The organism is Rhodanobacteraceae bacterium (genome assembly GCA_024234055.1).
Lineage (GTDB): Bacteria > Pseudomonadota > Gammaproteobacteria > Xanthomonadales > SZUA-5 > JADKFD01.
The window spans coordinates 188,695-207,741 of sequence record JACKOW010000004.1 but is presented as its reverse complement, the minus strand read 5'-3'; the positions used below and the strand labels follow the sequence as shown (position 1 = coordinate 207,741).

Here is a 19,047-nt window from a genome sequence, read left to right as displayed (position 1 = left end):
GAGCGCTCCCGTTGAACTCGCAAGTCGTGATCTGGTTCCGGCAGCGACGCATGGTTGGGGCTAAGCTATTGCGCAGCCTGCGGAGGTGGCCGGTGAAGCCGATGGTCAAGGTGCTCATTTGGATAGTTTTGGCCTTGCCGACACTGGCCAGCGCCCAGAATGCCGTCGTCTATGACGATGCCCTCGGTCCGGGATTCCAGAACTGGAGCTGGGCCACTGTAAACCTCAGCGTGAACAACCCGGTGCACGCCGGGCAGTTCGCGATTTCGATGGAGCCGGACAATTTCGAGGGCCTGTATTTCGCATCGCCGGGTGTGGTGCGCAGCTTTGCCGACTACGATGGGCTGCGGCTGTGGGTGCATGGCGGCAGCGCCGGCGGACAGAACCTGCGTCTGGTCTTTCAGTTGGGACAGACCATCGTCTTCGAACGGCCGCTGGCGCAGATCGTCAGCGGCGGCGCGCTGGTGGCCGGGCAGTGGCGTCAGGGCTTCCAGTCCTTTGCCGGGGCGGGCGCGCCGGTCGGCAGTTTCGACGGCATCATCCTGCAGGACGGCAGCGGCGCCAACCAGTCGCCGATCTTCGTCGATGACGTGACTCTGGAGCGCAGCGGGCCGCCGCCGGGGCCGGTGACGGTCAGCATCGATCTGCAGGGCGCCCGTAGAACCATCGACCCGATGATCTACGGCGTCAACTTCGGTAGCGAAGCCCAGCATGCCGATCTGCGCTATCCGACGCGGCGCTGGGGCGGCAACAGCACCAGCCGCTACAACTGGCAGTTCGATGTCCACAACACCGCCAACGATTACTTCTTCCAGAACATTGCCGACGGCAATGGCGTCAATCTGCCGGACAATTCCAGCGCCAACCAGTTCGTGGTAGCGACCAAGGCCCAGGGCGGCGAAGCGCTGCTGACAGTGCCGACGCTGGGTTGGGTACCCAAGGACTCGCGAGTGAAGCTCTGGGGTTTCTCGCAGATGCTCTATGGCGCCCAGACCCTGGACGAATGTCGCTTCTATCTGCCGAATCCGCCGCCCTGGTGCAGCGCCGATGCCGGCAACGGATTGTGCGCGAACGGGCCCTTCTGCCAGGGCGGCAAGATTGTCGGCAACGATCCCCTGGATACCTCCAAGCCGGCGCCGCCCAGCTATGCCGGCGACTGGGTCACGCATCTGCGTGCTCGTCATGGCGTCGCCGGGCAGGGTGGAGTCAAGTATTTCGCGCTGGACAACGAGGCCATGCTCTGGGATTCCACCCATCGCGATGTGCACCCGCAGCCGGCTACCTATGACGAAGTCTGGACTCGTGGGCGCGATCGTGCCTTTGCCATCAAGGCGATCGAGCCCGGTGCCTTGATCTTCGGGCCTGTGACCTGGGGCTGGTGCGATTTCTGGACCAGCGCCGCCGACGCCGCGCTCGGCAACTGTTTCGAGGGCCCGGACCGTACCGCGCACGCCGGCACGCCCTTCGTCGAATGGTATCTGCAACGGGTCTGTGCCGAGACGGGGCCCGGCGGCATACGCGCCGTGGACTATCTGGATCTGCATTATTACCCGCAGGGTGACGGCATTGCCGGGCTGGACAATGACGTCAATGCCGGCGAGCAGCCCGATGTGCAGGCGCGGCGCATGCGCTCGCTGCGCGAGCTCTACGACGCCACCTATGTCAGTGAATCCTGGATCGGCCAGACCGGCTATCCGGTGCCCAATTTGCTGCCGCGCGCCCGCGCCGCCATTGCCGCCCGCTGCCCAGGCGTCAAGCTGGCGCTGACCGAATACAAATGGGGACCGGACAATGGCATCAGCAGCGCCGTTGCCCAGGCCGAACTGCTGGCCATCTTCGGGCGTGAGGGCGTGTCCTACGCCACCCGCTGGGTGGCACCCGAGGTGGGTACGCTGGCCGAACAGGCCTTCCGCCTTTACCTGAACTACGATGGCAGCCACACCCGTGTGACGGGTGACTCCATACCGGCCAGTTCGACCCTGCCCGACAGCGTGGGTGCCTACGCGGTGGAGCGGGCTGATGGCGCCTTGCAATTGTTGTTGTTCAATCGCGACTTCACGGCACGGGACGTCAGCGTGGATCTGAGCGGCACTTCCGCCCTGAGCTATAGCGGCTGGCGTTTGCAGTCCTCCGGTTATTCCGGCATTGCAGCGGGAGTGCCGATCGCCGGCAATAGCATCAACCTGACACAGGTGCCGGCGCTCAGCGCGACCCTGCTGGTCATCCAGCGCGCCAGTGCGGGCGATTCGATCTTCTCGAACGGGTTCGAGTGAGGCTGCTGCCCGCGTTCAATGGCAGGGGATGCCTGGCTTGTTGCGCGCAAGCCTTGTGAGCCTGGCCGTGAATCAAGGGCCCGTGGGAGGCTCGTGGCGCAGTGCGGTTCCGCTGTAGCATGCACCGCGCCGGCAACTTCTCGATTGTGACAGTCATGCGGTAGCGAGCACTATCCGCGCCAGCTATGGTGCGCGTCGCCGAAATGGCTTGTCAGCATCGATTTTGACCATATTGCCGCCCGTGATCGGTACTTGCCCAGCTTGTGCCCTGGTCCTCCGGCAGCAGTCCAGTAAATCTGCATTAACGGAACTCACGATCCCATGGAACCCAAGCCTGCGCCGGGACCCGAACTGACCGCCAAGTCCAGCAGTCGCTGGATCCTCAACCTCGCTGCGGCTTTGCTGTTTCTAGTCGCGATCGGCTTCTATATCGACTTGCGCGGCGGGGAAGTCAGTCTGTATCTGCTGGTGGCCGCCGTGATCGGCGGATACATGGCACTCAACATCGGCGCCAACGATGTCGCCAACAACGTCGGACCTGCGGTCGGCTCCAAAGCGCTCAAGCTGGGCGGTGCCATCCTCATTGCGGCCATCTTCGAGGCGGCTGGCGCCCTGATTGCTGGGGGCGATGTTGTCGGTACCATCAAGAGCGGCATCATCAATCCCGGAGCCATCGCCGACAAGGACGTGTTCATCTGGCTGATGACCGCGGCGCTGCTGGCCGGTGCGCTCTGGCTCAATATCGCGACCGCGTCTGGGGCGCCAGTTTCCACCACCCATTCCATCGTCGGCGGCGTGCTCGGTGCCGGAATTGCCGCGGGTGGATGGGATATCGCCAACTGGGGACAGATGGGGCAGATTGCCGCCAGTTGGGTCATTTCACCGGTGCTGGGCGGCGTGATCTCGGCCGCGTTTCTGTATCTGATCAAACGTACCATCACCTACCAGCCCGACATGCTGGTCGCCGCCAGAAAGGTGGTTCCGATGCTGCTGGCGCTGATGGCCTGGGCATTCACCACCTATCTGGTGATGAAGGGGTTGACGCAGATCTGGAAGGTAGGGTTCGGCGCCGCCTCCCTGATCGGATTGGGATGCGCTATCGCCACCTATTTCTTCACCGGACCCCGGGTGGCGGCTGCCTCTGCGAGCCTGGAGAGCAGCAAGCAGTCGGTCAATGGGCTGTTCACGATGCCGCTGATCTTCTCGGCGGCGCTGCTCAGCTTTGCCCATGGTGCCAACGACGTGGCCAACGCTGTTGGGCCCTTGGCGGCGATCAACGAGGCCGTGACGCACGGGGCAGTGGCGGCCAAGGCTGCCATTCCCATTTGGGTGATGATGGTAGGCGCCCTGGGTATTGCCTTGGGACTGGCGCTATACGGCCCCAAGTTGATCAAGACCGTGGGCACGGGCATCACCGACCTCGACCAGATGCGCGCCTTTTGTGTGGCCATGGCAGCCTCGATCACGGTTATCGTTGCCTCCCAGCTGGGACTGCCGGTCAGCTCTACCCATATCGCAGTGGGCGCGGTGTTCGGGGTGGGGTTCCTGCGCGAGTACATCAAGGCCAGCTATGGCCGCATGATTGATGTGATCATGGAGCACCACGCCGGCAGAGATCAGTCGGTGGTAGAGGCCTATCTGGAGAAGTTCCGCGCTGCCAGCATCGAGCAGAAGGGCGCCATGCTGGCAGAATTGAAAGCCAGCAAGCAGGCGTTTGCGGACAGCCATTTGTCAAAGAAGGAACGCAAGGGCCTGAAGGTTATCTACCGCCAGGAGCTGGTGAAGCGTTCGGTTCTGATGCGCATCGTTGGTGCTTGGCTGATCACGGTTCCAGCTTCCGCCTTTCTGGGCGCGCTCTTGTTCTTTGCCATCCGCGGCATGATGTTGCCCTGAGCCGTTGCCGCTATGGTCGAGTCCGATGGAGGCTATCCATGAACTACGAGCTAGAAGGCGGCCCGCAAGAGCCAGGCGAACGTTCATGCAGAGCAGATCACAGTGCCGTGGCTGAAGCGAAAGTTTCCAATGGATTCGATCCTGAGCATCGCCACTTTGCAACCGGGGGGATAGCATCGGCGATTCCTTTCTCAGCGACGGCTGCCCGCCATGTTCAGCACCCGATCTGTGGTTCGCCTGGTGACGCTGGCTTGCGGTGTCTTGTTGCTGCTGGCTTGTGCCAGCCCGCCACCGAAACCGGCCGCTGCAGCGGCTGAGGCGCCGACCCGGCCGATCGCGCAGCTGAGTGAGCGCTACACCACCACGCCATCGCCGGTGGACAACATCGACTCGGTGGTGGTCTGGCGCGGCCCGGCTGGTGAGAACTGGCTGATTGCCTCGGCCAAGGATGTCCACAACCTGGCGGTGTTCGACGCTGACAGCGGTGCCAATCTGCGGCGCGTAGGCGCACCGGGCACAGGGCTCGGTCAGTTCGGTCGCCCCAACGGGCTGGCTGTGATCGACGATCTGCTGTTCGTGGTCGAGCGCAACAATCATCGGGTTCAGGTGCTGGCTCTGCCGGATTTCCAGCCTCTGGTCGTGTTTGGTGGTGATGAGCTCAAGGTGCCCTACGGCCTTTGGATGGAACGCACCGGGATCGGCCAGTACGATGTCTATGTGACCGACAGCTATCAGCTGGCGGATGGTCGGCCACCTCCGCTGGCGCAATTGTCCGAACGGGTCAAGCGCTACCGAGTCGTACGCGATGGCACTGGCGCCAGAAGCAGTTTTCTCGGCAGCTTCGGCGACACCAGCGACAACGGTGCGCTGCGCTGGGTGGAGTCGATCTACGGTGATCCCAGACATGGTCGTTTGCTGATCGCCGAGGAGTTCGAGGAGATCGGCAGCACCTTGCGGGTCTATGACATGGCTGGCCGCTACCTCGGCATCGATCTGGACCGGAGTCAGTTCGATGGCCAGGCCGAGGGCATCGCTTTGTGGGCCTGCCCGGACGGTTCCGGCTACTGGCTGGCCACCGATCAGCGTCAGGACGGCAACCGCTTCCAGGTCTTCGATCGGGTGACGCTCGAGCACATCGGTGGGTTCGCTGGTGCTCACACCAGCAACACCGATGGGATCTATCTGCAACCAGCCGCGACGCCCGCGTTCCCGCGCGGCGTATTCTTCGCCGTGCATGACGATCAGGCCGTATCCGCCTTTGACTGGCGTGATATTGCCAAGGCCGTGGGATTGCGTGAAAGCTGCGAGTAAGCCGGCAGGGCGGGGCAGGTGAACGTAACCCTTTCAGAACTCAGGCTGCAATCGCCGGTGGTCGCCGTATGATCAAGAGTGCGGGTCTGCCGACGAGGGTTCCGGGTGGATTTCGGGCCCCTCGGACGGGGGGCTGCCCGGCACCAGAGTGAATGCTCATGATTCGGGGCGATCGAATCAACCTCCTTCACTACAGGAAGCACAACGATGAATGCTTTGTGGACGGCCATGGCGGTCATGGTGCTCTCGACCGGCGCGGCACAAGCCGCCCAGAATTGCTCTTCGGGTGCGCCCTTTGTTGCGCCAGCCAGTCGCTACACCGACAACGGCAATGGCACGGTCACGGATACTCAGACTGGCCTGATGTGGAAACAGTGCAGCGAAGGACAAACTGCGCCCACCTGCAGCGGTACCCAGAGCCTGTTGCGCTGGGACGAGGGCCAGGCGGCTGCCGCGGACAGCGAGTTCGCCGACTTCGATGATTGGCGAGTGCCCACGGTCGACGAACTGGAAAGCCTGGTCGAAACCGCCTGCCAGGAACCGGCCATCAACGAATCGGTCTTCGCCAACACCTATTCTGGCGGCTATTGGACCTCGTCCAGTCATCCGATGGGGAACAAGTACTTCTGGTATGTTGATTTCCGTCTGGGCAAGCGCGATTTCAACGGCAAATCCAGCAACTACGGCCTGCGGCTGGTACGTCGCGCGCAGTAGTCACCGCTGCATGTCGGTCCCCGCTCCTGGGTGAGGCCGGGTAATCCGCTGGGAGTGGGCACGCAGATGAACGAGGCGATCAGGGCGTTGCTGGAAGCCCATGTCCAGCACGAGCTGGCACGGTTCAGCGCCCGCAGGGTGCGCCAGACGCTGCGCAGCGAAGTGTCCATGCTGTTCGTCTGGCTCGGGACCGCCCGCTTGCGTGATCTGATGACGCCCGATCAGTTGTCAGGCCTGATTGCCCGCCAGGTGGTGCACCGTCCCTTGCCTGGCGCCATCGCCGAGACGGCCATGGCGTTGAGTCGGCGCGCGCTCGAATCGACCGCCAACCGCAACACGGCGGTCGCTGATATCTGCTCGCGTCCGGTTTTTGATGCTGCGCTGGCCAAGATGGCAGGCCTTGAGGACGCCCGGCGCGATCTCATCCACCGGCTGGTCAGCAGCACGGTCTATAGCCAACAGATCTCCGAAGCGCTGTTCACCGGCATCAAGGATTATCTGCTGACCGAAAACATTCTGGCCCAGAAGGTTCCCGGGCTGGCCTCGCTGATCAAGCTTGGCAAGTTTGCAGTCAACAAGACCCTGCAGCCCCTGGAGGCCGCCGTCGAAAAGACGGTCAAGGCCTATATTGAGCACAATCTGGGCAGCACGATCCGTCGCAGCGAGCAGTCGATCAACGCCTACTTTGATCAGAACCGGATCAGCGCCTTGGGAAACAAGGTCTGGGAGGGCGTCGCCAGCCGGCCCATCTCCGACTACAGTGGCCTGCTCGACGGCAATGACATGGACGATCTGGTCGCGATTGGCCTCGACTTCTGGCTGCAGTTTCGGAAGACGCCGTATTTCGAGGCGATCTACACCGATCTGGTGCGGGCCTTCTTCGAGCAACATGGGGACAAGCCACTGGCGGCACTGCTGGCCGACTTTGGTGTGACTGAGAAGCATGCGGTCTCCGAACTCGCCCAGCTGCTGGTTCCGGCCGTGGCGGCGGCACTGGCCGATGGCTATCTGGAGCGGCGCATCCGCAACCAGCTGGAGAGTTTTTACGAGGCGCCAGCGACGGCGACGCTGATCGCCGGACTGGCGCCGGCCGGATTGGGCGAAAGTGTGGTCGGGCAACGCCGCCCGGGTTCAAAGCAGACTGCATCTGCCAACAAGCCCAGAGCGAAGCGCAAGCCTGTCTGACGCTACGCGCAATCTGAAACCGATGCTCGGCCGCATTCTGCCGTGAGTGCGGTCGGCTGATGCGGCAAGCGCGAGCGCCGAGGAGCGCCATGATTCGCGCATCATGCTAGGTTTCCGGGTCTCCTGACTACGCGATGGGTGCGCATGCCCAGCGATCTGTCCCCCGCACGCCGCCTGGCGCTGATTGCAGGTCCCGCCCTGGGTCTGACCCTGGGTCTGCTGCTGCTCTCGGTCGGCAAGACCCCGGCGATGGCCTTCGTGGCCGGTCTGACGGTCTGGGTGGCCAGCTGGTGGATCTTCGAACCGATTCCGATTCCGCTGACTTCACTGTTGCCGCTGGCGCTGCTGCCGATGGCGGGCGTGCTGACCCCGGCTCAGGTCGGGCAATCCTACGGTGATCCGCTGATCCTGCTGCTGATGGGCGGCTTCATGCTCAGCCAGGCATTGGAGAAATCAGGCGTGCATCGGCGTCTGGCACTGGGCATGCTGGGTCTGACCGGCGGCCGTGGCGGGCGACCGCTGGTGTTCGGATTCCTGATTGCGTCGGCCAGCCTCAGCATGTGGATCTCGAATACCGCGACCTGCCTGATGCTGCTGCCGATTGCCCTGGCCGTGTTGAGCGACAGCGAGGATCAGCGACTGGTGCTGGCGGTCTTGCTGGCGATCGCCTACGGCGCCAGCGTTGGCGGACTGGCGACCCCGATCGGCACGCCGCCGAATCTGATCTTCATGAAGGTCTACGAGCAGAGCACCGGGCTGGATGTCAGTTTTACCGACTACATGCGCTGGGGGCTGCCGGTAGTGCTGTGTTTCATTCCACTGATCGGGCTGTATCTGACCCGTGGCATGCAGCGAGGACAAAGCCTGCAGTTGCCGAATCCCGGTGTCTGGCGTCCGGCCGAGCGTCGGGTGCTGACGGTGTTCGCGCTGACCGCGTTGGCCTGGATCACGCGCTCGGAGCCCTTCGGCGGCTGGAGCAGCTGGCTCGATCTGCCGGGTGCCAACGACGCCTCGGTGGCGATGCTGGCCTGCGTCGTGCTGGCGCTGATTCCGGACGGAGAGAGCGCGCGGCCCGGGCGATTGCTGGATTGGGAGCACGCGCAGCGTACGCCCTGGGGCATCCTGCTGCTGTTCGGCAGCGGTGTGGCCCTGGCAGCGGGCTTTGGCGCCTCCGGTCTGAGCGGCTATCTGGGTGAGCTGATTGGCAGCGGGCTCGGTGCCTTGCCGGTGATTGCCGTCATCGTGCTGATTGCCTTCAGCGTGACCTTCCTGACCGAGGTGACGTCCAACACCGCCACCGCTACGCTGCTGATGCCTATCCTGGCCGCTGCTGCCATCGGCGCCGACATGGATCCGAAACTGCTGATGATTCCCGCCGCCATGAGTGCCAGCTGTGCCTTCATGCTGCCGGTGGCTACCGGTCCCAACGCCGTGGTCTTCGGCTCCGGTCGCATCACCATCGCCGAGATGGCGCGCGAAGGACTGGCAGTGAATCTGATCGGCGTCGTTGTGATCTCCAGCTTGTGCTGGCTGATGTTGTGAGCGCGGCAGCCGTTGTCCGCGCGACAGACGAAAGGCAGCATCGGCGGGTTGATGACGCTGCCAGACAGCCAGGCATGCGATCGAGCCGAGACAATCGCCTCCCGGCGGCGCCGGGCGAAACCGATTCAGGAACCGATGCACATCCATGACAGCCCGTGAACTCGCTTCCCGCTGGTCCAGCCTGGATGCCGCCAGCCGAGAGAATCAGCTGCATGAGCTGCGTGGTCGCGACCCGCAACTGGCGCGCGAGGTGGAAGCCCTGCTGGCTGCCGTGACCATGGAAACCGCTGCGCCGGAGGCCGGATCCGATGCAGTTGCGCCTGCCGATCTGGAGCGCATCGGGCCCTATCGCATCCTCGAACGTATCGGCAGCGGCGGCATGGGCAGTGTCTATCTGGCTCTGCAGCCAAACCCCGAGCGCCGGGTGGCCTTGAAGACCATCCGCCAGGAGCTCGCGAGCCCGCGCCTGCGCGAGCGTTTCGCGCACGAAGCGCGCTTTCTGGCAGCGCTGGAGCACCCGGGTATTGCCCGTGTCTACGAGAGCGGCAGCGCCATGACTGCAGACGGCGAACTGCCCTATCTGGCCATGGAATACGTGGCCGGGCAGCCACTGCTGGAGGCTGCCCGCCGGGGTGCATGGTCCCTGGAAAAGCGTGTGGGTGTGCTGATCGCGCTGGCAGAAGCGGTACAGCATGCGCACGTGCGCGGCATCGTTCATCGTGATCTCAAGCCCGCCAACATTCTGGTCGATGAGCACGATCAACCCAAGATTCTGGATTTCGGCGTTGCCCGGGCCATCGATGTCGAGCCCACTGCGAGTGCGCGACTGACTTTTGTCGGCGAGGTCGTCGGCACTCTGTACTACATGAGCCCGGAGCAGTTGAGCGGCGATCCGACTCGGGTCGACGCGCGCTCGGATGTGTATGCCCTGGGGGTGATCGCCTACGAACTGCTGAGCGGCGAGCTGCCCTATGCCGAGACCGAGAATTCACTGATCGAAGTCATCCGCAGCCGGGAGTCCACACCGCCGAGGCCGCTGGCGGAACGCCATCCGGAGTTCCGCGGCGAACTCGACATCATCGTCATGAAGGCGCTCGCGGGCGATATCCAGGCGCGCTATCAGAGTGCCCAGGCGCTGGCGGAGGATCTCACGCGCTTTCTGGAGCACCGGCCGATCCTGGCGCGCGCGCCCAGTGCCTGGTATCTGCTGGCGAAGTTCACGCGCCGCAATCGGGTCGCGGTTGCGGCGGCGGCGGTGGTCCTGCTGGCGTTGATCGCGGCGACTGTATTCAGCCTCCGCGCTGCAGACGAGGCTACCCGGGCGCTGGCCGAGGCCACTGCACGCGGGGCCGAGCTGACCGCCGTCAACGGTTTTGTCGAACAGATGCTGGTCAGTGCCGATCCGGAATCCGGCGGCAGTCAGGACCGACCGCTGAGCGAGGTGCTCGACGGCGCCGAACGGGCGCTCGACAGCGAGCGTTCGCCGCGCACTGCCGGCCAGGTGGCGATGTTGCTGGCGCGCACCTGGAGTGGATTGGGTGATAGCGAGCGCGTCGACCGCCTGCTGGCCCGGGCCCAGCCCTGGGTGGAACAAGGCTTCGGCGCGCGCAGTCCCGAGCGTTTCGAACTGGAATCAATGCGGGCCATCGAGCTGGGCAAGCGCGGTGATCCGGATGCCGCGTTGGCGGCCTTCGATGGCTTGCTGCGAGACATGCAGCAGGCCGGACTGGATCCCGGTCTGGCGGCGGATCAGATACGCCTGGCCCAGGCCCAGGTGATGCAGGCCAAGGGCGAAGCCCAGGCCGCCGTCGATCTGATCAATGAGGTGTTGGCCCGCAACGGCCCGACGCTGGCGCGCGAATCGCCTGAAGAATACGACGGTGCGCGCTACAACCTGGCATTCGCACAGCTCTTCCTGGGTGATTTCCCGGCCGCCGAGGCGCTGTTGCGTGAGGTCATGGCGGGTGAGACCGAGCGCCTGGGCGCTGATCATCCGCAGACGCTGTACACCGTCAAGGCGCTGGGGCAGGCGCTGCATCGCCAGGGCCGGCTGGCCGAGGCCGAGCCGCTGTATCGCATGGTTTACGAGAAGCGCAAGGCCGCCTACGGCCCGGAACATCGGACCACCCTCAATGCGGCCACCCAGCTCGCCGCCGGACTGGTGTCACTCAAGCGTCCGGCCGAAGCCGAGCCGATTCTGCGCGAGGTCATTCAGGCCATGGAAGCGCGTGACGAGCAGCGCAGTCCGCAATTCGTCGCCAATCTGAATATTCTTGCCGGGGCGCTGGCACAGCTGGATCAGCTCGACGAAGCGCTGGCACTGACCGCGCGCGGCATGGCCATCGAGAAGGACATCGGCGCCCCGAATCAGGACACTCTGGCGGCGCGCAATCAGCACGCGACCCTGCTGCTGCGCCTGGGCCGCGTCAGTGCCGCCAGCGCTGAATTTGCCGAGCTGCTGCCGCTGGTCGAGAGCACTCTGGGTCGCGAGCACATCCATTACGCCACCTTCAGTAGTCAGGCCGCAGCCTGCGACCTGGCCGAGCAGCAATACGAGCGTGCCCGCCAGCGCCTGGAAGCGGTGCTGCCGGCCCTGGAGGCACGTTTTGGCCCCGGGCATCCGCGCACGCGGGAAGCCTATCAGCGCCTGGCGCAGGCTCATGCGGGACTTGGTGATGAAGCGCGGGCGGCCGAGTTCAGCAGCAAGGCGGACGCCGGTCTCGCGGACTGAGGCGGCACCGGGCCATTGCCCCGCTTGTCAGCGCATCCCAACTTGTCGCTTGCTTCCTGTTGCCCACGGGCGTACATTTCGCGCCCTGATTCCTGACCGCCTGCCAGACAGGCCGCCGCCATGCGTGTACTTGCCTCCCTCGTGAAGAGCTGACCACTGCCAATTTGATGGCTTAGCGGGTCTGTGTTTCTGTCTTCCTTCGGCAAGTGGCATCGCGTCTGACGACGCATCAGGACATCATGAATACGACTACAAGTAGCAACGAGCAGACGCTCGCGGCGCTGATGCGCTGGCGACTGTTGTACTGGCTGCACCAGCATCGGCAAGGCCGCGCGCTGGATCAGGCAATGCTCGATCTGGCCCCGCGCCTGGGGTTGGCCGAGATGAGTTTCGACGAGCGTTGCGCCTGGTTTGCGGCGCGCGCCATTGAACCCACTGCGGACCAAGGGCGACAAGCGATCGAACAGCTCGGTGTGGATGCCGTCGCGACGGTGTTCGCACTCGAACACGACGAAAGCGTGTTGCTTTGCGCCCTGATCCAGTTGCAGCTCGATGCCGACCTGAGTGAGACCATCAGCAGTCTGGAGCCTGCGATCGGCAACGGCGTGCGCCCTCATCTGCGCGCCATCGCCTGCATGCTCGGCGAGCGCGAACGCAACGTGGCGCGCATGTTGTCGCGACGGTCGCCATTGGCTCGACTGGGCCTGGTCTCGCCCTACTATCGCGCCAATACCTCGCTCGACTACCGCTTCGAGGTCCGCGATGCGCTGTTGGAGTATTGCTCGGATCCGGCACGCGATCTCGAAGCACTGACGCGCAGCTATTTCAATCGCTGCGCCTTGCCCTCGTTGGCGCTGGACGACTACGCGCACGTGAGCGGAATCGATAGGGCGCTGACCTTGCTGCGCCTCGGTCAGCCGGGGACGCATCTGTTGCTGTACGGCCCCCCGGGAACGGGCAAGACCCAGCTTGCACATGTGCTGGCGCGCGAACTCGGGCGCGAACTGTACTCCGTGCCTTGCCAGGATCAGGACGATGAACCGATCGAGCACCATGCTCGCCTGACCGCCTTTGCGCAGGCGCAACTGGTGCTGGGAGCGCGCAAGGACGCGCTGCTGCTGTTCGATGAAGTGGAGGATGTGATCCGGTCGTCGAATGTGGCACGCGACGGCAAGCACCGTGCAGTCTCGTTCAAGGGTTGGCTGCACGAGCAACTGGAGCATGCGCCGCTGCCGAGCATCTGGATCAGCAATACGCTGGCGGGTTTCGACGATGCCCAGCTGCGCCGATTCGCCTGCATCATTGAAGTGCCTATTCCGGGCCTGCTGCAACGGCGCGCACTGGTCGAACGGTGCACGGCCGGCCTGAACCTGGGGGCAGATGCACTGGAAGGTCTGAGTCGGCGCACGGATATTGCGCCGGCCGAGCTCCGGGCGCTGGCGCGTGAGGCCAGTGCTGCGGTCGACAGCCACCGTGGATTCGAGGAGGCGCTCGGTGCGCGTTTGCGCGCCACCGGTCGCGCACGCTGGCAGCCGCGTCCGGCAACGACCTACGATCTGCGTTTTGTCCGCACCGAGCCGGCCTTGCCAGAATTGCTGGAAGGCATGCTGCGCCTCGACGGTGCGCGGCTGCTCATGAGCGGCCCGCCTGGCAGTGGCAAGACGGCACTGGCCGCACATCTGGCCGAGTGCCTGCAGCGGCCGCTGATCGTCAAACGGGCTTCCGATCTGCTGTCGCCCTGGCTTGGCGAAACCGAACAGCTGCTGGCGCTGGCCTTCGATGAGGCCGAGCGTGATCGAGGCCTGCTGCTGCTGGACGAGGCGGACAGTTTTCTGAGCACGCGTCACGAGGGTCAGGCGCGCTGGGAGCGATCGCAGGTCAACGAATTGCTGAAGCAGCTCGAGGACTATCAGGGCTGGTTCTGCGCCGCCAGCAATTTGCCCGATGCGCTCGATCCAGCGGTGATGCGGCGCTTTGATTTCAAGTTCCGCTTCGGCTGGCTGGAGCTGCCGGCGCGCGTGGCCATGTTGGAGGACTATCTGCAGCGCCATGGCGTAGTCCGTGAACTGGATACATCAGCATTGACCCGCGCCATGACGGAATTGCCGTATCTGCTGCCGGGAGATCTGGCAGCGATACGCCGTCGGATCGCGATCTCGGCAACGCCTCCGAGTGATCGCGAAGTGCTGGTCTGGCTGGCCAACGACCACGCGCTCAAACCGGAAGCGCGGGTGCGACCGATCGGCTTTGCGCGGGTGGCCTAGGCAAGCGGGGATCCAGTGCTCTCAGGCGCTTGCCCATGCGTGGATTCCCGCTCGCGCTCGCTCGCGCTGGAATGACGACTTGTTTGGAGGATCCCTGGTGCTTGCCTGCCGGATCCGGGTCGGCTCCGGCACAGGTTTGGCGGTCAGGGCCGTGCGGCTTCGGGTGTAGTCTCGGGTTTTGGTCTCAAGGGGTGCCGCCATGTTCCGCGCCAGAAGCCTGATCTTCCTGCTGATGTTCATGTCGGGACTGCTGGCGGGCGGCGGTGCGTCGGCGGCCGCGAGCGATGTCGACATGATCGCACAATGGACCCGCACCCATGAGCATGCGCTGCTGGATGAATACGAGGCTTTCCTGCGCCTGCCGAATGTAGCCACCGATAGCGCGGCCATCCGCCGCAATGCCAACGCCCTCGTTGCCATGATGCAAGGTCGTGGCCTGTCGCCGCGTCTGCTCGAGAGTGCCGATGGCAAGGCCCCGCCCGCGGTCTATGGTGAGTGGCTGGTGCCGAATGCCAGCCGCACCCTGGTGATCTATGCCCATTACGATGGTCAGGCGGTGGATGCGTCGGAGTGGGCCAGCGATCCTTGGACGCCGGTCTGGCGTCGCGGGCGGCTGGATGTGGCGCCCGAGGTCGTGGAGCGCGATTCCTCCCAGCCCATCGATCCGGACTGGCGCTTGTACGCGCGCTCTGCCTCGGACGACAAGGCCGGCGTCTTTGCCATTCTGGCGGCTACCGATGCGCTCAGAGCCAACGCTCTGCTACCCACAGCCAGCATCAAGTTCTTTTTCGACGGCGAGGAAGAACAGGGCTCACCGAATATCGGCGAAATCATGCGCTTGAACAGGGATCTGCTGGCGGCCGATGCCTGGCTGATCTGCGATGGCCCGGTACACCTGAGCGGACGTCGTCAACTGGTGTTCGGCGTGCGTGGCGATGCCAACGTCGACCTCAGTGTGTACGGTCCGAATCGGCCGCTGCACAGCGGGCACTATGGCAACTTTGTCGTCAATCCGGGTTTGCGGCTGGCGCAGTTGCTGGCCTCGATGAAGGACGAGGACGGTCGCGTGCGCATTGCCGGCTGGTATGAGGGGGTCGAGCCACTGGGCGCCGCCGAGCAAGCGGCGCTGGCGGCAGCGCCGGATGACGATGCCGCCTTGCTGCGCGATCTGGGCGTGGTTGGTAGCGAGATCCAGGGGCTGAGTCTGTCCCAGGCCATCAATCTGCCCTCGCTCAACATCAACGGCATCCGCGTGGCCGACGTCGGCGAGCAGGCCCGAAACGTGATTCCCACCGAGGCCCGGGCCACGCTCGATCTGCGGCTGGTCAAGGGCAACAGCGTGCAGGGTCAGTTCGAGCGCCTGGCGGCCCACATCCGGGCGCAGGGCTATCTGGTTCTCGACCGCGCGCCGACCGAGGCCGAGCGCCTCGCACACGACAGGATCGCGAGTCTGCGCTTGCTTTCCGGCGGCTATCCGGCTTCACGCACGGCCATGGATCTGCCGATTGCCCGCGATGTCGCCGCCGCCATGCGCACGCTGGCCGGCGACAGCCTGCTGCTGACGCCGAGCGCTGGCGGCAGCCTGCCGCTGTACCTGATTACCGAAGAAACCGGCGCGCCGACCCTGGTGATCCCGCTGGCCAATCCCGACAACAACCAGCACGCCGAGAACGAGAATCTGCGCGTCGGCCATCTGTGGGACGGCATCGCCACGCTGGCGGCGGTGATGCGCCCGCCCGAGGGTGACTCCGCCACGCAGTGATCGCTCATGCGGATTTCAGTCGCACCACACGAGGTGCACGGCAAAGCCCAAAAGACGCCGGCAAAATTTTGATCAGAGCTTTGGCTGTTCGATGGCAAACACAGCCTTGAGCGCTATCGTATGCCATGAAACACAAGACGCATGTTTTCCCGGCGATGTACCACCCCCCATCACTCAAAACCGTCGGCAAACATGGCCGCCTCGCGCGGCAATGTGGCGAGGTACAGATCCTCGTTTTGGTTGCCATCGGCGATGCTCGCATCCAGGTCCGCGGCATAGCTCATGAACAAGGCGGTGTTGCCGTCGGCACTGAACCAGCCCACGTTGGACTCAAGACTGCCGGTGGTGGTCGCGGAAGTGGCGGTTCGCGAAATCAGCATCAGGTTGCCGCTGTCGAGCTCACGCACGTACACATCGTTGGCCCCGTTGTTATCGCTGATCCCCGGCAGCAAATCTGTGGCCCGAGTGTAGAAGAGCACATGATTGCCGTCGGCACTGATGTCGGAGGGTCGTGAGTAACCGTTGGCGGGTGCGGTGGGTGATCCCGGCGCATGCGAGATCGGCAGCGTCTGGCCGCTGGCGTGATCGTAGACGTAGACGCCGCCGCTGACACTGATTCCGCTGATCAGATCCGTGGCATAGCTCTCGTAAAGTACTCGCTTGCCGTCGGCACTTATCGCTTTTGGTTCAGACTGGTTGTTTGCCGTCGAGTTCGGGACTACGGCTGAACGGGAAACGATGGTCACCGTTCCAGTGCGGGCGTCGAAGCGGAAAACATCATTATCGCCATTGGTGTCGCTGATGCCGCTGCTGGCATCGACGCTGCGGCTGGAATACACCACTGTTTGTCCGTCAGCGCTGAGCAGCACGACTCCCAGGTCGCCCATTCCGGTCAATAGCGATCCGGCAATTCGCGATGCCAGTACCGTCAGCCCTGTGTCGCGGTCGTAAAGAAACGCGCCCGAGCCCACTTGCCCGGGAATGATGTGGGTCGCATCGCTGCGATACAGCACAAAGCGCCCGTCGGCACTCATGTCGATAGCGACCGAATCGCCATCGGCAGTCGTCAATGGGGAGCCGGCCAAATGCGACACCAAGGTTCGGGCGCCGCTCACTCGATCGACGAGGAAAACATCTGAGCTGTTGAGGGTGTCGCTCATGCCGGGGATCACATCGGTGGCTTCGCTGTCGTACAGCAGCCAGCGGCCATCTGCGCTCATTGCCCGGCCAGTAGCGCCGCGATTGGCCGCAGCGAGCGGGGAATCGGCCGCGTGAGAGATCAGCGTACTCTGGGCGCTTGAGCGATCGTAGAGATACAGATCAGCAGCGCCGTTATTGTTGTCAATCACGCCGGAGACAATATCTGTGGCAACCGTCGCAAACAGGGCCCAGCGCCCGTCAGCGCTGAGTGCAATCGCATCGGATTGTCCGTTTGCCGTGATGCTCGCCCCAGCGGTCGATCGGGAAATCAGCAAATTCTGATCGTTCACGGTGTCATGCAGGAAAACGTCATTGCTGATGTAAGGGCTGTCAATCTGCCCAGCAACGACATTGGTCGCCCAACTGTTGATCAGCACGAAGCGCCCATCAGCGCTGAGATCCTTGGCTTCGGGCCGGTCATTCGCCGTCGTCCGGCGAGAATCAGCGACGCGCGAAACCAACTGGGTGCTTCCGCTCACGCGATCACGAAGAAATACGTCTTTGCTGCCATTGCTGTCGGCGATGCCGGAAACCAGATCGCGGGCATCACTGAAAAACAGGATGGCACCGCCGTCCGCGCTGATGCCGATGGGTAGTGACTCGGCGCTGCCGGTGCTCATCGGGATTGATGCTGAACTCGATATCAGCGCGTTGCTGTCGCTCTGGCGGTCAAACAGGTAGACATTGTCACCGGAACTCTGGTGAGTGATGCCGCCGACCACGCTGCCGTTCGTGTTCCACAAAACGAAGCGCCCATCGGAACTCAATGACAACCGTTTGTCTAGCCCGATTCCCACCGTATGCGTCGGCGCACCGGAGAAAGACACCAGCGTTGCCAGACCGGTGTTGCGATCGAACAGATAGGCGTTTTCGAATCCAGTGCCCGTTGCGCCTGCCATAACGTTGTTGGCCTGGGTGTAATAAAGGCTCCAGCGACCGTCGCTGCTGATCGAGATGGCGTCGCTGCGTTTGTTGCCGGTAAGCGTGCTCGATCCGGCAGATCGCGACACCAGCGTGCTTTCGCCGCGGTCGCGATCGTAGATGAACACATCATTGGAGGTATTGCCCTCTGCCTGGCCCGCGACGAGGTTTGTCGAGGAGCTCCCGTAGAGCACCCAGCGTCCGTCCGGGCTGAGGTCGACTGCACGACCGCCGACGTTTCCCGTGGTGGTAGGCGAGTTCGCAGAGTGCGTTACCAGGCGGTTAGTGCCGGTATCGCGGTCAAACAAGAAGCTGTCGCTGGCATTGTTGCTGTCGATGACGTTCGGCACGATGCTCGCCGATGTTGTGGTGAATGCCACCCAGCGCCCGTCGGCGCTGAGATCGGCATTCTGGTGCGAGCAGCCTGCGGCCACCAAGGCCGAATTTGCGGTATGCGATACCAGCGTGGAGTTGCCTGACATCCGATCGTACAAAAACATGTCGATGTCGGAATTGGTGTCGGTCACCCCGGGCACGAGGTTGCTGGCCTGGCTGTAGTACAACAACCAGCGACCGTCGGCACTGAGCGCTATCGGATAAGAAAAATCGTTGGCGCTCGTCGTCGCTGACGCGGCTGCATGCGATACCAGCACCGTCGCGCCGTCGATGCGGTCATAGAGGAATGCATCGGCCTTGTCGTTGTCATCACTTACGCCTGACACCAGATCGGTGGCGAAGCTGGAATACGCCACCCAACGGCCGTCCCCGCTGATGGCGCCAGGCCGAGACTCGCGCGTGGCCGCCGTGAGCAGCGAATCGGCACTATGGGAAACCAGCTGTGTAGAACCCAGGACACGATCGAACAGAAACACGTCGCTGGCGCCGTTGTGGTCAACGACGCCATCGACCAGATTTGTGGCCAGACTCACATAAATCGCGTAGCGCCCATCGTCGCTGATCGATCGCTTGGGCCCGATCTGCAAAGTAGGGCTTTCTCCGTTGCCCGAATCACCGGGATCGCCACTGCTGACCATATCCACAGACACCTGGGCCAAGGCCAGCGCTGGCAGCATCACTGCCAGCAATACCAGTGCACGCCAAGTCGCCAGCCGTTGCCGACAGGTGGCGGTACGTGGTGTCATCAGGTCGGCACAGCAAAACTCCTTCGGGCGCATGGAGGTCTCGAATTCGCGGATAACGGGGCTGAATCAGTCGCAGCGGCGAGGCGCAAGGTGATTGCAGCGATTGCCG

The 19,047-nt window shown here is 63.7% G+C and carries 10 protein-coding genes; 9 read left to right on the top strand and 1 reads right to left on the bottom strand.

Going from position 1 to position 19,047, the window contains the following annotated elements; genetic code table 11:
- Positions 1-110 precede the first annotated feature (110 nt).
- The 9 genes from H7A19_10155 (at position 111) to H7A19_10115 (ending at position 15,675) form a co-directional block, all read left to right on the top strand.
- Positions 111-2,273 carry a glycoside hydrolase family 44 protein gene (locus tag H7A19_10155; GenBank protein MCP5475185.1) on the top strand — a complete coding sequence of 721 codons (2,163 nt, stop codon included), beginning with the start codon at positions 111-113 and terminating at the stop codon, positions 2,271-2,273.
- Between the two features lie 321 nt (positions 2,274-2,594).
- On the top strand, positions 2,595-4,166 hold the full coding sequence (locus H7A19_10150) for an inorganic phosphate transporter (GenBank protein ID MCP5475184.1): 1,572 nt from the start codon (positions 2,595-2,597) through the stop codon (positions 4,164-4,166).
- A gap of 210 nt (positions 4,167-4,376) precedes the next feature.
- Positions 4,377-5,477 carry a phytase gene (locus H7A19_10145; protein ID MCP5475183.1) on the top strand — a complete coding sequence of 367 codons (1,101 nt, stop codon included), beginning with the start codon at positions 4,377-4,379 and terminating at the stop codon, positions 5,475-5,477.
- 207 nt (positions 5,478-5,684) lie between these two features.
- Complete coding sequence (locus tag H7A19_10140; protein ID MCP5475182.1) at positions 5,685-6,191, top strand: DUF1566 domain-containing protein; 507 nt, start codon at positions 5,685-5,687, stop codon at positions 6,189-6,191.
- 66 nt (positions 6,192-6,257) lie between these two features.
- The gene (locus H7A19_10135) at positions 6,258-7,376 is read left to right on the top strand and encodes a hypothetical protein (GenBank protein ID MCP5475181.1); all 1,119 of its coding nucleotides are present in this window, start codon (positions 6,258-6,260) and stop codon (positions 7,374-7,376) included.
- Between the two features lie 144 nt (positions 7,377-7,520).
- Positions 7,521-8,918: an SLC13/DASS family transporter gene (locus H7A19_10130; protein ID MCP5475180.1), complete on the top strand. Its 1,398-nt coding sequence runs from the start codon at positions 7,521-7,523 to the stop codon at positions 8,916-8,918.
- 145 nt (positions 8,919-9,063) lie between these two features.
- Positions 9,064-11,649 carry a serine/threonine protein kinase gene (locus tag H7A19_10125; protein ID MCP5475179.1) on the top strand — a complete coding sequence of 862 codons (2,586 nt, stop codon included), beginning with the start codon at positions 9,064-9,066 and terminating at the stop codon, positions 11,647-11,649.
- Positions 11,650-11,888: 239 nt separating this feature from the next.
- Positions 11,889-13,913 (top strand): AAA family ATPase, encoded by a 2,025-nt coding sequence (locus H7A19_10120; protein MCP5475178.1) that lies wholly within the window; start codon positions 11,889-11,891, stop codon positions 13,911-13,913.
- A gap of 199 nt (positions 13,914-14,112) precedes the next feature.
- Positions 14,113-15,675, top strand: a complete 1,563-nt coding sequence (locus H7A19_10115; protein ID MCP5475177.1) for a M20/M25/M40 family metallo-hydrolase — start codon at positions 14,113-14,115, stop codon at positions 15,673-15,675.
- Between the two features lie 170 nt (positions 15,676-15,845).
- Here H7A19_10115 and H7A19_10110 read toward each other — a convergent pair whose 3' ends face one another.
- Positions 15,846-18,938 carry a hypothetical protein gene (locus H7A19_10110; GenBank protein ID MCP5475176.1) on the bottom strand — a complete coding sequence of 1,031 codons (3,093 nt, stop codon included), beginning with the start codon at positions 18,936-18,938 and terminating at the stop codon, positions 15,846-15,848.
- Positions 18,939-19,047: the final 109 nt, after the last annotated feature.